General features: G+C 49.4%; 13 protein-coding genes. All 13 read right to left on the reverse strand.

Annotation, left to right across the window (positions count from 1 at the left end; all coding sequences use genetic code 11):
* Positions 1-56: 56 nt before the first annotated feature.
* The gene (rfbC, locus tag C1N64_RS15855; RefSeq protein WP_033740468.1) at positions 57-605 is read right to left on the reverse strand and encodes a dTDP-4-dehydrorhamnose 3,5-epimerase; all 549 of its coding nucleotides are present in this window, start codon (positions 603-605) and stop codon (positions 57-59) included.
* Between the two features lie 3 nt (positions 606-608).
* A complete protein-coding gene (gene rfbA, locus C1N64_RS15860; RefSeq protein ID WP_367143859.1) occupies positions 609-1,487 on the reverse strand; it encodes a glucose-1-phosphate thymidylyltransferase RfbA in 879 nt (292 codons plus the stop codon).
* A 49-nt stretch (positions 1,488-1,536) separates the two neighbouring features.
* Positions 1,537-2,433: a dTDP-4-dehydrorhamnose reductase gene (gene rfbD, locus C1N64_RS15865; RefSeq protein ID WP_033740471.1), complete on the reverse strand. Its 897-nt coding sequence runs from the start codon at positions 2,431-2,433 to the stop codon at positions 1,537-1,539.
* Complete coding sequence (rfbB, locus tag C1N64_RS15870; RefSeq protein ID WP_033740474.1) at positions 2,433-3,518, reverse strand: dTDP-glucose 4,6-dehydratase; 1,086 nt, start codon at positions 3,516-3,518, stop codon at positions 2,433-2,435. Before rfbB ends, rfbD begins: the two co-directional genes overlap by 1 nt.
* Positions 3,519-3,660: 142 nt before the next feature.
* On the reverse strand, positions 3,661-4,737 hold the full coding sequence (gene wecA, locus C1N64_RS15875; protein WP_033740476.1) for a UDP-N-acetylglucosamine--undecaprenyl-phosphate N-acetylglucosaminephosphotransferase: 1,077 nt from the start codon (positions 4,735-4,737) through the stop codon (positions 3,661-3,663).
* Between the two features lie 484 nt (positions 4,738-5,221).
* Positions 5,222-6,235: a UDP-glucose 4-epimerase GalE gene (galE, locus tag C1N64_RS15880; RefSeq protein ID WP_033740479.1), complete on the reverse strand. Its 1,014-nt coding sequence runs from the start codon at positions 6,233-6,235 to the stop codon at positions 5,222-5,224.
* Between the two features lie 49 nt (positions 6,236-6,284).
* A complete protein-coding gene (galF, locus tag C1N64_RS15885) occupies positions 6,285-7,181 on the reverse strand; it encodes a UTP--glucose-1-phosphate uridylyltransferase GalF (RefSeq protein ID WP_006119858.1) in 897 nt (298 codons plus the stop codon).
* A gap of 268 nt (positions 7,182-7,449) precedes the next feature.
* On the reverse strand, positions 7,450-8,790 hold the full coding sequence (locus tag C1N64_RS15890; RefSeq protein ID WP_394514952.1) for a lipopolysaccharide biosynthesis protein: 1,341 nt from the start codon (positions 8,788-8,790) through the stop codon (positions 7,450-7,452).
* Entirely contained in the window at positions 8,787-10,010 is a 1,224-nt protein-coding gene (locus C1N64_RS15895) for a glycosyltransferase (protein WP_006119862.1), read from the reverse strand. The genes C1N64_RS15890 and C1N64_RS15895 overlap by 4 nt, the downstream gene beginning before the upstream one ends.
* A gap of 4 nt (positions 10,011-10,014) precedes the next feature.
* Complete coding sequence (gene wcaK, locus C1N64_RS15900; protein ID WP_039338130.1) at positions 10,015-11,277, reverse strand: colanic acid biosynthesis pyruvyl transferase WcaK; 1,263 nt, start codon at positions 11,275-11,277, stop codon at positions 10,015-10,017.
* A 150-nt stretch (positions 11,278-11,427) separates the two neighbouring features.
* A complete protein-coding gene (locus C1N64_RS15905; protein WP_033740488.1) occupies positions 11,428-13,638 on the reverse strand; it encodes a phage tailspike protein in 2,211 nt (736 codons plus the stop codon).
* 88 nt (positions 13,639-13,726) lie between these two features.
* Positions 13,727-14,761 (reverse strand): glycosyltransferase, encoded by a 1,035-nt coding sequence (locus tag C1N64_RS15910; protein WP_324030330.1) that lies wholly within the window; start codon positions 14,759-14,761, stop codon positions 13,727-13,729.
* Positions 14,762-14,807: 46 nt separating this feature from the next.
* On the reverse strand, positions 14,808-15,560 hold the full coding sequence (locus C1N64_RS15915; protein WP_006119867.1) for a glycosyltransferase family 2 protein: 753 nt from the start codon (positions 15,558-15,560) through the stop codon (positions 14,808-14,810).
* Positions 15,561-15,615: the final 55 nt, after the last annotated feature.

Raw genomic sequence — 15,615 nt, forward strand, 5'->3', positions numbered from 1 at the left:
GAAAAAGCCAGTTTTTAACTGGCTTTTTGCTTCGCTATTATCAATCTTTTATAAAGTTAGTTATTAAATATTTCGCGGAATGACTTCGCTTTTTCGTCTTTTACAGAAAGTTTGTAATGACAATCAATTACCGGCCATTCTATGTTTAGATCTGTATCGTTATAAAGAATACTGTTTTCTGCTTCTGGATGATAATAATTTGTTGTTTTGTAAAGAAACTCAGCATGGTCACTCATTACGGCAAAACCGTGAGCAAAGCCTTCAGGAATCCAGAGCTGCCGTTTATTTTCAGCTGACAAGATAATGCCGAACCACTGCCCGAATGTTCTCGATCCTTTTCTGATATCAACAGCCACATCAAAAACTTCACCTGCAACACACCGCACCAGTTTTCCTTGAGCATAAGGAGCATTTTGAAAATGTAGGCCACGGAGAACACCTTTCGTCGATTTTGAATGGTTATCCTGTACAAAGTTTATTTTTTTGCCTACAGCCTCTTCAAATGAGCGTTGATTGAAACTCTCAAAGAAAAAACCACGTTCATCACCAAACACTTTTGGCTCAATAATAAGTACATCTGGTAAGGATGTTGTTGCAATCTTCATCAATCAATTACCTTTGATCATATTAAGCAAATATTTACCATATTTGTTTTTTGCGAGTGGCTCAGCTAAATTTTTAACCTGAGCAGCATCAATAAATCCTTTTCTGTAAGCTATTTCTTCTGGGCAGGAAACTTTTAAACCCTGTCGCTCTTCAATAGTTTGAATGAAATTACTGGCTTCAATTAAACTTTGATGAGTACCCGTATCAAGCCATGCGAACCCTCTTCCCATCATCGCTACAGATAATGTTCCTTTTTCAAGGTACAGTCGGTTGATATCGGTAATTTCCAACTCTCCACGTGAGGAGGGTTTAAGGTTTTTGGCCATCTGGACAACATCATTATCATAAAAATACAAACCTGTTACAGCATAGTTGCTCTTAGGCACCTCAGGCTTTTCTTCCAGACTAATAGCTTTACCATTTTTATCAAACTCTGCAACACCATAACGCTCAGGATCATTAACATGATAAGCAAAAACTGTTGCACCACTCTCTTGTTCGATTGCCGTTTCCATTAATTTGGGTAAATCATGCCCATAAAAAATATTATCACCCAGAATTAAAGCACAGCTATCGTTACCAATAAATTCTTCCCCAAGTATAAACGCTTGTGCTAACCCATCCGGGCTGGGTTGGACTTTGTACTCCAGTTTAATTCCCCATTGGCTCCCATCACCCAGAAGGTGTTCAAAACGCGGCGTATCTTGTGGCGTGCTAATAATTAAAACATCGCGAATGCCCGCCAACATTAATGTTGAAAGTGGGTAATAAATCATCGGCTTGTCATAAATAGGTAAAAGTTGCTTACTGACAGCCATTGTGACCGGATACAGACGGGTACCAGATCCGCCCGCAAGAATAATTCCTTTACGCTTCGCCATTCATTTATCTCTTTAAGCAAAAATGCCTGTTACAGGCATTAAATTTCTTTTAACGTTCTGAAGTTAATATTTCCGTAAGCATACGTCTGACACCAACATGCCATTCAGGAAGTGTCAATTTAAAAACGGTTTGAAATAATGTATTATCTAAACGTGAATTTTGAGGCCGTTTTGCAGGTGTTGGATATGCACTTGTAGGAACAGCGTTAACTTTTTCAACCTTCAATGGGATACCAAGCCGACGAGCTTCGTCAAATACATATGTAGCATATAGATACCAGTTCGTGGTACCACTAGCTGAAAGGTGATAAATACCTGCAACCTGGGGTTTTTCCAGTGCTACGCGCAATGCATGTGCTGTGCAATCTGCCAGAATCTCTGCACCTGTAGGTGCCCCGAACTGGTCGTCAATAACAGATAGCTCACTTTTCCCTTTAGCCAGTTCCAGCATTTTTTTGGCAAAGTTACTACCTTTTGCTGCATAGACCCAGCTTGTTCTAAAAATCAAATGCCTGGTACACTCAGATATCAGATTTTTTTCACCTAGAAGCTTACTTTTACCATAGGTATTTACAGGTTCGGCAATATCCGACTCAGACCATGGTTTTTCACCTAAACCCGAAAACACATAGTCTGTTGAATAGTGCACTACCCATGCTTTGAGCTTCTGCGCTTCTCTTGCTATGACTTCTATACTCTGGGCGTTTAAAAGATAAGCCTCTTCTTTTTCAGATTCAGCTTTATCCACTGCAGTGTAAGCAGCAGCATTGACGATTATCGCGGGCTTTATTTGACGAATGGTCTCAGCAATTTTGTCAAGTTTACTTAAATCTCCACAATAATCTTCAGCATGCCGATCAAGCGCAATAACATTGCCTAGTGGAGCTAATGAACGTTGCAGTTCCCATCCAAGCTGACCTGACTTACCAAAAAGCAGGATGTTCATTACTGACGTTCTCCATAGTTTTCATCAATCCAGCTTTTATAGGCACCGCTTTTGACATTTTCAATCCAAAGACTATTTGTCAAATACCAGTTAACAGTTTTTCTAATACCACTTTCGAATGTCTCTTGCGGTTTCCAGCCCAGTTCTTTAGCAATTTTTGTAGAATCAATTGCATAACGACGGTCATGTCCAGGCCGGTCTTTTACATATGTAATTTGTTCACGGTAGGAAACATTTTTTGGCACTATTTCATCTAATAAATCACAAATAGTTAGCACCACATCGAGATTTTTTTTCTCATTATGCCCACCAATATTGTAGGTTTCTCCAATTTTTCCGGTTGTGACAACCGTGTACAGTGCCCTCGCGTGATCTTCAACATACAGCCAGTCACGAATCTGATCACCTTTGCCATAAACAGGTAATGATTTACCTTCAAGAGCATTAAGGATGACAAGAGGGATGAGTTTTTCTGGGAAATGATAGGGGCCGTAATTGTTTGAACAATTTGTAATGAGCGAGGGCAAACCATAGGTACGTGACCATGCTCTGACTAAGTGATCGCTGGATGCTTTTGATGCAGAGTAAGGGCTGCTTGGCGCATAAGAAGTGTCTTCTGTAAATAAAGGCAGCGATGAAGATTCTTCTACTTCATCTGGATGAGGCAGGTCACCATACACTTCATCCGTTGAAATATGGTGAAAGCGAAAAGCGTTTTTCTTCGATTCATCAAGCCTGAGCCAATACTGACGTGCTGCTTCCAGTAAAGTGTATGTCCCTACAATATTGGTTTCTATGAATGCTGCGGGTCCAGATATTGAACGATCAACATGACTTTCTGCAGCCAGGTGCATAATTGCATCGGGTTGATGACGTTCCAGTACAGAAGCCATTTGACCTGAATTACAGATGTTTGCATGTTCAAAGCTGTAACGTTCACTGTTCTCAACATCTTTAAGTGACTCAAGATTACCTGCGTAGGTCAGTGCGTCAACGTTTACAACGCTATCTTGCGTATTTTCGATTATATGACGAACTACCGCGGATCCAATAAAACCTGCACCACCAGTCACTAAAATTTTCACAATTGCTGTCCAGAATAGTATTTCACATTTCGCATTCAGACCCGACGCCGGAATGGGAGAGTCATGATGCAATTCAATTTAGGTGTAAATTTTACCTTTGCATCAGCGCGCACTGATGCAACCTGCCAGAATAAACGCAGTGTCAGAATTTATCCGCCAACGCTTCGTTTTCACTCTGATTTGACAGAGTTATTGCGTTTATTCTATGAAATCTCGCTGATTTATTGATAATCGCGTTAAAGGAAATGAACAAAGCAATGAACGCCAGAAGTTGCCAGCAATCACTTATGCCAATACTTTCGAATACAATACCAATTATTGCGAGCGTCACAGCACAACAAACCATGACGGCAAGTGTACCGCGTCCGGTCAGTCCACCTCTCATCAATAGATGGTGAAGGTGTTCTCTGTCTGGCCTGAAAGGACTGCAACCACGTCTGATACGTGAGGTCATCACTCTGACCATGTCCATCAAAGGAACCGCTATCAACCAGAGAGCAGTAACTGGCCGCATTACCGCTTCAGTTCCCTGAGTCGCTATCATAAGCAACCAAATTACTGTAAAGCCAATTAAGGTGCTTCCTGCATCGCCCATGAAGACCTTGAATTTCTTACCCCATGGAATACCAAGATTTAATAAAATGTAAGGCAGGCAGGCCGCCATCAGGCAGGTGCACCATAACGCGAGCTTTGAATTACCCCCAAGTTCAAAAACGACCCCCAGAGCCCCAAACGTTACGCATGATAGTGCGCCTAACAGACCATCAATTCCATCAACCATGTTGAAGGCATTGATTGCCCCAATAACGGCAAAAAGCGTAAACGCATAGCCAAACATCCCCAGCACAAGCTGAAAACCGAACAAAACATTGCCAAGGGAGTAGAGATAGTACCCGTTCCACATCATGATGCACGCCATTAAAGCCTGGATCATTATGCGAGGCATAACAGGCAGATCGAAACGATCATCCATCACACCTACAGTTAAGAGTACGGTGGCGCAGAACATATATATGGTGAAATCAGGCAGCCAACCTGGCTGCATGATGTATAAAATCCATAGTGATAAGTAGACCGAAACGCCGCCAACTAAGGGAATGTGTCCTTTATGCTGCTTTCTGTCGTTAGGCTTATCGACCAGTCCGACTTTGCGAGCGACCTTGCGCGCAATGAATAGCAACGCGAATGCACTTAGAAAAACACAAACGATCTCTTGCATGTATGCACCACTGCTGAGTTGTCATATTTTAACCACGCTACCGCCCCTGGCTATCGCTACCACTTGCGTGAACATAGTTTTAGCCATCGTTAAGCATAGACTGCATTACAAAATGGCGTTGTCTTGCCCGGTTATTATTTTCGAGAACCTGGCTGAATCGATAAAAAACCTTACGATTCTCGTACTATCCTGGCTTTGAGACAAGGTTTAAAGCGCCACTTTTTGACAATTTTCTGATCACACAAGATTTGGCATCTGAAATCTGACCATTTAATCAACAGATTTTGTTTTCTGTGGCAAGCGGGATGGGTTGAAAGCGCCCTAGATTTTTGATTTATGGACAAAAAATAACTAAGTCCATTTTTTAACAGGTGAGTGCTTACAATGATGTGAACGGTTTAAAGACAATACAGGAACATCCCATACGTGCGGCTGCTTGTTAGCATCGAACGATATGGGATTTTACAAATGCTAATGAGTAATATTAACGAAACCCTTCCGGATTTTTCGACTGCCAGTTCCACGTATCGCGCATCATCGCGTCAATCCCCCGTGTCACACGCCAGTCCAGTTCACGGTTCGCCAGCGACGCATCCGCCCAGAACGCCGGCAGATCGCCATCGCGACGTGGTTTGATTTCATACGGAATCGGTTTGCCCGAGGCTTTTTCAAAGGCTTTGATCATCTCCAGTACGGAGAAGCCTTTGCCACCACCCAGGTTGTAGGCTTTATAACCTTCAATTTTGTCCAGATGATCCAGCGCTTTAAGGTGGCCTTCCGCCAGGTCAACGACATGAATGTAGTCACGCAGGCAGGTGCCGTCTGGCGTATCATAGTCACCGCCAAACACACCGAGTTTATCCAGACGACCGATAGCGACCTGGGCAATGTAGGGCAGCAGGTTGTTTGGAATGCCTGACGGATCTTCACCGATCTCACCCGATTCATGCGCGCCAACCGGATTGAAGTAGCGAAGCGCAATGGTTTTGAACTTCGGCTCAGCTTTGGCAAAATCACGGATAATGAATTCGACCATCAGCTTGGAGGTGCCGTACGGGCTGGTCGTCCCCCCAATCGGGGTAGTTTCAACGTAAGGTACCGGCGCGTTAGCGCCGTAAACGGTGGCAGAGGAACTGAAAATGAAGTTCCAGACGCCGGCGTTACGCATTTCTTCCAGCAGAACAACGGTACCGGCAACGTTATTTTCGTAATATTCCAGCGGCATACGCGTGGATTCACCCACCGCTTTAAGTGCGGCGAAGTGAATCACGGCAGAAATACGGTGAGAGGCAAACAGATCGCGCAGGCAGGCGCGGTCAAGGACATCACCTTCAATAAAGGTGGCTTTCTTGCCGGCGAGTTTCTCAACACGGTTAATCGCCTCACGCGAGGCATTGCACAGATTATCCAGGACGACGACGTCGTCACCGCGCTCCAGCAGCGCCAGTACGGTATGAGAGCCGATGTAACCCGCGCCGCCTGTAACCAAAATTGCCATCTCAACTTCTCCCTTTCTGCCGCGTTAACCGCGGCGAATTATACAGTGATTACTTCGCCAGAATATGCTTGATCGCTTCGCGGAAATCACGGCCCTGCGCATTGTTTCGTAAACCGTACGAGACAAATGCCTGCATGTAACCCAACTTGCGTCCACAGTCAAAGCTGTGCCCGGTCATCAGGGACACATCGACCGTTTTTTTCTTGCTCAGGCTGGCAATCGCATCGGTTAACTGAATACGTCCCCATGCGCCCGGTTCGGTGCGTTCCAGTTCTGGCCAGATATCGGCAGAGAGGACGTAGCGCCCTACCGCCGCCAGGTCTGAGTTTAACTCAGCCGGATGCTCTGGTTTCTCAACGAAGTTACTGATGGTGCTGACGTCGCCCGGGTTTTCCAGCGGTTGTTCCGTCGTGATCACCGAGTATTCTGACAGGTCATAATCGGTCAGATGCTTCGCCAGAACCTGGCTATGACCGGTCTCTTCAAAACGCGCCACCATGGCCGCCAGATTATAACGTAAATGGTCAGCGGTAGAATCGTCCAGCAGGACATCAGGCAGAACGACAACAAACGGGTTATCGCCGATCATCGGACGGGCACAGAGGATGGAGTGTCCCAGACCCAGTGGCTGCGCCTGACGTACGTTCATGATGGTCACGCCTGGCGGACAAATTGACTGTACTTCACTCAACAGTTGGCGCTTCACGCGCGCTTCAAGCAACGCTTCAAGTTCGTACGTTGTATCGAAGTGGTTTTCCACCGCATTTTTGGACGCATGGGTGACCAGCACAATCTCTTTAATACCTGCAGCTACGCACTCGTCAACGATGTATTGAATCATTGGCTTGTCCACAACAGGCAGCATCTCTTTCGGAATGGCTTTGGTCGCCGGAAGCATATGCATGCCGAGACCCGCAACCGGGATTACTGCTTTAAGCTTGGTCATATTTATTCCATCTAATGAAGTGAAGACATGCGTCAATTATGCCGGATGGACCGGAAAAGGAAGTATAATCTTTATCTGAAAAGCCCACACTAACTCGCTGTGAAATCTTACAAATTCGGGATTTTCCCTGGGTTTTCGCCGTTTGGAAATAAAGCGCAATCCCGCAGACAAGCGAGTCTCTGGCGGTCCGAATGCAACGCCCTTTGCCCTTTTTAAGGCCAGCCATAAAACGACACGGGCGACCCGAAGCCGCCCGTGATAATGACACTTACAGCCACTGTTCAAACCATTCCGGCATCACGAAAAGGTTGAAGTGATTGACCAGCAGCATCAGTCCCGCAAACAGCACGGAGACCGACACCCACTGTCGGGCATAGGGTATAAAACGAATGCCAATGACCGGTTTAATAAAGAACGGATGCGCCAGGGCGGAAATTAACACCTGCGAAATCGACAGCGTCAGCGCGACATAGAGGACGTTCGGCCAGATAAAGGTCGTGGCCAGCACCGCCACCACCACCAGACTCGCTACGATGTTCCAGTAGAACTCCACGTTGGTGCGACCGTTAGCCTGGGAAATAGCACCAGTCAGACCGCCCATCGGCCGCAGCATGCCAAACAGCAGCATCAACGGAATGAGATGGTAAACCTGCTCATGTGAGGCACCATACAGCACGCGAACAATGACGGGTGACAAAATACCAATAGCCAGATACATCGCGCTGCTGAACAACATAATCACCAGCGTGCCCTTGAGGAACAGTTTCTTCAACTGCTCTGGATCGTGCTGCTTCTCGGCAAAGCGCGGCAGCGCCAGGCGGTTAATCACGGGCGACACCAGCTTGAGCGGTTGTAGCACCAGCTCTTTCGCCAGTGAGTAAACACCGAGCATGTCAGCGCCCATCACTTTCCCCACCACCAGCGCATCGGCCTGGGTGCGTAACTGGTTAATCGTCTGCGAACCGAGCTGGTAAATTCCGTAGCGTACCGCGTTAAAAAAGGTCTGTTTGTCGAACTCCAGCGTAGGCCGCCAGGACTTCTCTCCAAGCGCAATCATGAACAAAATACGAGTGAACGCATTGATAAACAGGCCCAGAATCGCTGCTGCGACGGTGAGCGACGTAAACTCCAGCATGGCGACAACACACAGAAAGGCGAACAGCTTCGTGCCCATCTCAATTTTCGCCAGCGAAACCATGCGTTTGGTTTTGATATAGTGCGCCTGATACTGAGACAGATGACCGAGCACCAGGAAGTTGAGACTGGTCAGCATAATCAGTCCGGTTAACGCCGGAAGGTGATAGAACCAGGCAACCGGGAAAGCAATGCCCAGCATAACCAGGCCGGTACAGAAACTAATGCCGACGTTAACCCAATAGATCGTGCTCTGCTCACGGCGCGTGATGTCCTGGCGGTGAACCAGATAGCTGCTCATTCCCATGTCCTGCAGGACGCCCGCCACCGCCAGAATGGCGTTGATAATGGCCAGCAGCCCCAGTTCATGGGTTTCGAGTTTACGGGCGAGAAAACTCAGTTGCGCGACCTGCAGTACGGCTGAAAAACAGGTGCTGCCAAACAACCAAATCGCCTGTGACTTTATTCCACTCAAACCATTCGCTCCAGAATCTGTGCCAGCTCGCGGTAGGCGATATGCTGATTAAACTCGGTTTCCACTTTCTGTCTGGCGGCCGCAACAACGGGGGCAACGTCTACCTCGCCCTGGGACAGTTTCAGTAAGGTGTCGGCCAGCGCGTCAGCGTCATCTTCTTTGACCAGCCAGCCGGAAACGTTGTTTTCGATAAGTTCAGGAATACCGCTGTGGAAGGTGGAGACCACCGGCAGCCCGACCGCCATCGCCTCCATCAGCGCGACAGGAATACCTTCCATGTCGCCATCGGCGGCGGTTTTCGACGGCAGCAGGAAGATATCGGCATCGCTCAGCGCCTTACGAATCTCCTCCTGCGGTTTAAAACCTGGCATGGTGACGCAATCCTGCATCGCTTCGTTCGCAATGAAGTCACGCATCATCTTGTCCTGATCGCCGTTACCAATAATCGTGTACTGGAACTGACCGCCGCGCTGCTTAAGCATGGCGCTGGCTTTGACCGCGACATCCAGGCCTTTCTTCTCTGTCAGGCGGGCGACGGACACGATACGCAGCGGCGTGTGAAAACCGTCGCGCGGCTGGAAGTTGAATTTCTCTGGCTCGATGCCCATACGGGTCACGTGAATCTTTTCGGGCGGGCAGCCCATTTCGATCAACTTGTTTTGCCACAGATGGCTGATCGGTAGCATCAGCTCGCTCTGCTGAAACAGGTTGCGGTAATCCTGCTTGTGCTCGTCAAGAATGTGACGACGCGAAATATCCGCGCCGTGGAAAACGGTGGCCTGTTTGCCCTTCAGAATACCCAGTTCGCGGAGTTTATTTGCCAGCGCACCGGCATAGCCGAAGTGCACCAGGAACACATCCGCTTCATAGGTCTGACGCGCATTGGCGACAATGGCGGGAAGCAGCAGTTTGCTTGACTGTGCGCCATAGCGGCGCACGTTAAGCGAACGTAATAAGGATGCCCGGGTGATTTTAGGCAAAACCAGTTTCAGGCGTTGTCCCAGCTTGTCCGTCAGCGACACTTTTTCTTCTGGCAGCAGGTAGTGCGTTTTTGCTGCCAGGCCGTACTCATCAAACGCGCCATGCCGGTTGACCAGATCACCTGGAAATACCGAGATAATCTCAACGTCATAGCCCGCATCAATAAAATGAGTGACCTGGTTCAGAACAAATGTTTCAGAGGCAACCGGGAAACGCATCGTGAAAAAAGTCAGTTTCATCACATCATCCTATTACGTTTAGAATCTCTTCAGTGATTCGGTTACCCACTTCCCTTTCGTGCGCCACGGCAGCAGCAACGTTTTGCTTGATCGCGTCGTAGTCGGCCAGGACGCTCTGCACCTTATCGATCAGGGAACCGTCCATCAGGCTCTGCACATCGGTCGCCATCTGCGGCAGGCCTAACTGATTCATGACGCCCATGGATTTGTGCTCATAGTTAATCGCTACGGCAGGCGTGCCGAAGTTCATCGAGATAATGGCAGAGTGCAGACGGGTACCAATGGTGAGATGACACTCGCTGAGCAGCACACCCAGTTCCAGGTCATTAAACTCGTCCATCACGACGTGATAATGCTCAGACTGTTGCACGTGGTCACGCAGGGTCAGCGCGACCATGCGGTCATCTTTGGCGTAGCTGTCGATACCGGTGCAGGTAGACAGGGCGACGACCTGATAACCGCTCGCGATCATCGCGTTAATCACCCGGCCAAATGCGGCTTCATAGTCTTGCTGCGTGACGCCCAAACGCTTATCAAAGGGGGCCAGTTCGCGTACCGTGATGGCAATGGTTTTACGCGCGCGGATCACGCTCTGCCAGTGTTGCAGGCTATGGCTGGGGTTTTCCACTTCACGGGCACGAACCAGAAACGCGGTATCCACACCGGCCACCACTTTCGAGCTGGTAACGCCATCCCGCTTCATCAGATCCAGACTGACCGATTCACGCAGAATAAGCTTGTCCACCCGATCAAACACAAAATTTGCCAGTTGGTTGGTGCGCGCATTCTGGAACGGACCGACCGAGTGACCAATCAGGTAAATAGGTTTTTTAGCTAACAGAGCACAAAGCGCATGGTCAAACTGCGTTACGCCATAGAGGTCGACAAAGAATGAGCCACCTACCTGAATGATGGCATCATAATCCTTCAGGCTTTCCGTAAAGGCTTTAAGGTGCGGCGGCACGGAAAATGACTTGTAAGGACCGCCCTTACCCAGGTGTGCCATCATGATGTTGGGCATCAGGCGGTTCGCTACCTTACGTTTGACCGAGCCAATCAGGCCCTTCCCCGAGGAGTTGTTATGCAGGAACAGCTTGTCCTGCTGAATATGTTGCTGAAGCAGATAACCGGAGCTGGTTGGATAACGGCTAATCACATCAATATCGACATCGTTGCGCGCGGCCTGAATTGAATCAATCAGTCCACGCAGAATCGCGCCATCCCCACGATTCCCACAGGTATGGTTACCCACCAATAAAATTTTCATAAAAACTCCGAATTAAATTTTTTCTAATTCTGACAACCGCCCAGTTCCGAAACGGGCAAAATGAACACTGATAAAAAACAGCAATAACGTGCACGCCAACAGCCCAGATCCTGTTGGCCCTGGCTGCCGCTAAGGGCAGCCCTCTCTCAATTACGCTTTAATGGCAAAATAGGGCAAGGCAACGGTTTTACCGTTAATGACCACCGACACGAAACCTTCTGGTTTACGGGTATCCACGTTGTCAGCCGACAGCGCGCGGGAAGCCAGCAGGAGATCGCCTTGCTCATTTGCGCCGACGCCCGCTTTGCCGTTGTGCAGACTAAAGCGCTGCGGTGCAGCATGGCTGCCACTGTCGGGCGTGGCTTTAGCCATTTTGGCATCGACCCGCGCGCAGCGGCCGGTCACAAAACGGTCCTTCGCGGTGCTTTTAATCATGATGGCAGCAGAAGGCGTCCAGCCTGCCAGCCTGATAAAGACCTGTGTATCGGTGTCGGTTTTCGCCACGTAACGCACGTCCAGCACCGGGCTGCTGCCTTCCGCTGACCAGCTGGCTTCAGCATGATCTTTCTTACGCTGTACATGAATCACCGCGCGACCACCGGTGTTTCTGCCGTCGATCAGATTCATCAGCGGTTCGCTGTCCGTGCCGTTGTTAAACTGCGACTGGCCGAAGACCTCGATTTCCCACGAGTCACCGACAGTAGGAGAATAAAGGTTAGCCAGTTCGTACCACACGGGCTGACTGGTGTTGTTTTCCAGCAACCAGCGCGAAGTGAGATAGTTGTATTTCAGGCTGCCATCAATCGCGACGCCGTAGGATTCAACGCGGGTCGATCCCATCTCCCAGGCGCTTAACCAGCGATCGCCCTGCTCTGAGTTATCAATCCAGCTCCCCGACTGCAGGTTGGTCTGGCGCGTATTCAGGCGCGAGTGCCAGGCGATAAGCGGGTTTTTGCAATCTTCCAGACTGAGCGCATCAATAATCCACTGACCATTGGAGATATCGCCGGGATTGTCGCAGTGTTCAATCCAGCCGTTATGAATCAGCGACTGACTGCAGCGCGGCAGATTCAGGACCTTGCCACCTTTACAGTGCTGCGCATTGAAGTTGGAAAGCTCAATCGCCGTGCTGTGATCCCAGTTGCCCTTCTTCTGTCCTGACCAGCCGGCCTGAATGACATCACCAGTACAGGCCGAGGCGTACCACTGGTCAATTTTACAGTCCAGCGTATCCAGCAGGCTCAGCGCGGTGCCACCAACGTTGTTGAAACGCAGACAGGCCCCCCGGAAGAATTGCCCTCCCGGACAGGTATTGCGGAACAGGCCCTGCCTGTTCGGCTTCGTATCGGTATTGCCATTGAAAATCAGGTTGGAGATTTCCACCCAGCGGGCGCTGACCTCAAACACAAACGGGGATTGACCATCAGAAACGATGGTGGTCGCCGGGAAGTAGCCGAAGTTAACCATGGCCCCGGAGATACGGAAAAAGCGACGCTGTTCTTCGCCAAAGTCACAGCCTGTCACGAAGAAGGTGCCTGCCGGGAACTGGACACAGATAGGCTGATCGCTCTGTTGCGACCACTGATACATGGCTTTAATGGCGGGCGCGCTGTCGGTTTTGCCGTCGGCGATCGCGCCGAAGTCAAACAGCGACAGCCGGTTATAGTCATCCACCACGCGGCGCCAGTGAAAGCCGTCGCCGCTGAAAATCACGCCCTGATCGTCCTGAGCGGGTTGAAAACTGCCAACAAACTCGCCCCCGCCTACTTCCAGGCCGGGATGCCAGCTCTTCAGCTTAATCTTTGCCCCTTCAAACAGCGGCCGCGTTTTACGCAGATCATCGACAGAAGGAATTTCCCCGATGAGCTGATAACCGGCAGGCTGCGCCAGACGCTGACTAAAAGCGGCCTGACCCGGCTGACTGACATCCGGAATGTTGAATACGGTCTGTCCGTTGCTGTCCTCCAGCGCCATGGCGTGCGACGGATTAGCGATAAGCGCCGCATTGTCTTTGACGAACTGATCAAAATTGCCTTTGTTCAGCGTAATCGGCTGGGTGATTTGCGCCAGATTGCCGTTGGCATCGCGCAAAAAGACCGGAATCTGGTTACCGGGCTGGCGGGCATCGCTGCCTGCTTTGCCAATCCACAGCTTCCCCTGAAAATTTTGCCAAAACTGCGGTGGCATGGCGTACACATTTTCAGGGGTAAGAATGGGAACATCCCCTTTCGGGATCGCCGTTGCATCAACCGATTTCAGCGCCAGACCCGTATTTTTGGCGGCGTAGCTGGAAAACGTGCTCACGGAAAGCGCACCGACAAGGGCGGAGGCTGCGGTTTGCAAGACTTCTCTTCTTTTCATGCAGTAAATCCCGTCGTCATGAAGGCTGTAAACTCAGCCATAAAAGGTGTCCCATGAGGCACAGCAAAAATGAGCATCTCCAGCCCGTTTACACCAGCGCCAGCCAGCTTTGTTTAATCTGTTTGCCGTCAAATTTCAGCGCAGTGTGTTGGGTTTTTTCGCTCATGGCGTAGAACAAAGCATCATCGCTCGCCAGTTGCTCCATCCGCGCCAGAAATTCGCTTTTCTTGTTCATTGGCACCAGGAAGCCGTCTTCACCGTGATTGATGATCTCCTGAGGACCCGTCGGGCAGTCATACGCCACCACCGGCAACGACCACGATTTGGCTTCCAGCAAAACCAGCGGTAAACCTTCATAACGCGAGGTCATCAGCGCCATATCGCTGTCGCGATAGTAGTCGTTGATGTTGCTGACTTTGCCGACGAACTTCACGCTGGAGGTGATGCCCAGCACGGCAGCCTGATCGTGCAGTTGCTGGCGCAGCTCGCCGTCACCGGCAATGACCAGGGTCCAGTCTGGATGGGCTTTGGCAAAGTCGCGCCAGATATCCAGTAGCAGGTCAAAACCCTTTTGATTGTCCAGACGGCCGACTGCCAGCGCCTGGCGATGACGCAAGGTGCGTTGCCAGGCTTTGTATACGACCGGGTTGGGGATGGTCTGGCTGGGAATGTGCCAGCGCTGAAAGACCTGATGATCTTTATCCGTCAACACAATCACGCGGTCGTAGTAGCGCAGAAGCAGGAATTTGAGGAATTTAATGGGCTTGCTAAAGGAGTTGATGGCCACGTGCTCACAGGCATAGGCTTTGAAACGTTTCTTTTTAAACGTCATCAGATTCCAGAACGCAAACATCACGCTCAGGCGGCCCATGCTGATCAAAAACACGGTATCAAAGCCTTCCTGCTGGATACGTGCCACCGCACTTTTAATCGGGTTACTTTCCCCTTCAAAGCTGACGATGCGCTTAACCTTTTCAAACGGGTAAAACGGCTGACCGTGCCCTTCCAGCGAGTAAATGGTGACGTCGTGCTCATCACCGAGGCATTCCGACATAAAGTTACAGATATTCTCGGTGCCGGCATACGAGTAAGCGTCTTTGATCACCAGGACGATTTTTTTCATGAAACGTTATCCACCTCAAAGTTTACAGACAATCCTGCCGATCGGCTTAACGGTGTTTCAGGCTAAAAAGCACACCGTTCACCATATACCAGGCGTAATAGTAATAGATTTTTAACGGATTGTTTTTATAGATAATTCTTAATAGTTCGAGGTGCCATTTCGCGGCTTTATTTTTATTACGCGACAGAGAATCGCCTAGCTCATAATAATTCACCAGAATTGTCTGAATTATCCTGGCCTGTTTATAACGGCTAAACAGTTCGTAGAGGAAAAGGAAGTCTTCATGACCTTTGCGCTGGAAAAAAATACCGCCTGGTGGACGGCGAAAGCACACGGAAGAGAAGCAGACACGGTACTGTTTTTTTACGAAGTTGTCCTGCTGTAAATACGGCTTCGAGTAGCGGATATCGTGGTCAGCTTTGCGGGTTTTATAATGATATTCGGTAATAACCAGATTATCCCCATCGGCTATCGCCTGCATCTGCTGACGCAGTTTATCACTGTGCCATTCATCATCGCTGTCCAGAAAAGCAATGATCTCTTCTTTGGCCGCGCGCAAGCCGACATTGCGGGTTTCGGCTGCGCCCATGTTCACGGCATTGTCCAGAATCGTAATACGCGGATCCTGGCACTGTTCTGTTACCCAGGCGAGGGAGTCATCGGTGGATTTATCGTTGATCAGATAGAGGTGCCAGTCCTGATAGGTTTGATTTAACACGGACTGCACGGCGCGTAATACCGTCTGGCGGGCATTATACATAGGCATCACGATGCCAACGGTACCAGAGTGATTAGTCATTTTCATACCTGAATAAATAAAAAGACGGAGCGACCGGGAGAGGCTTCCGGCAGCA

It is taken from the genome of Pantoea sp. SGAir0215 (assembly GCF_043543215.1).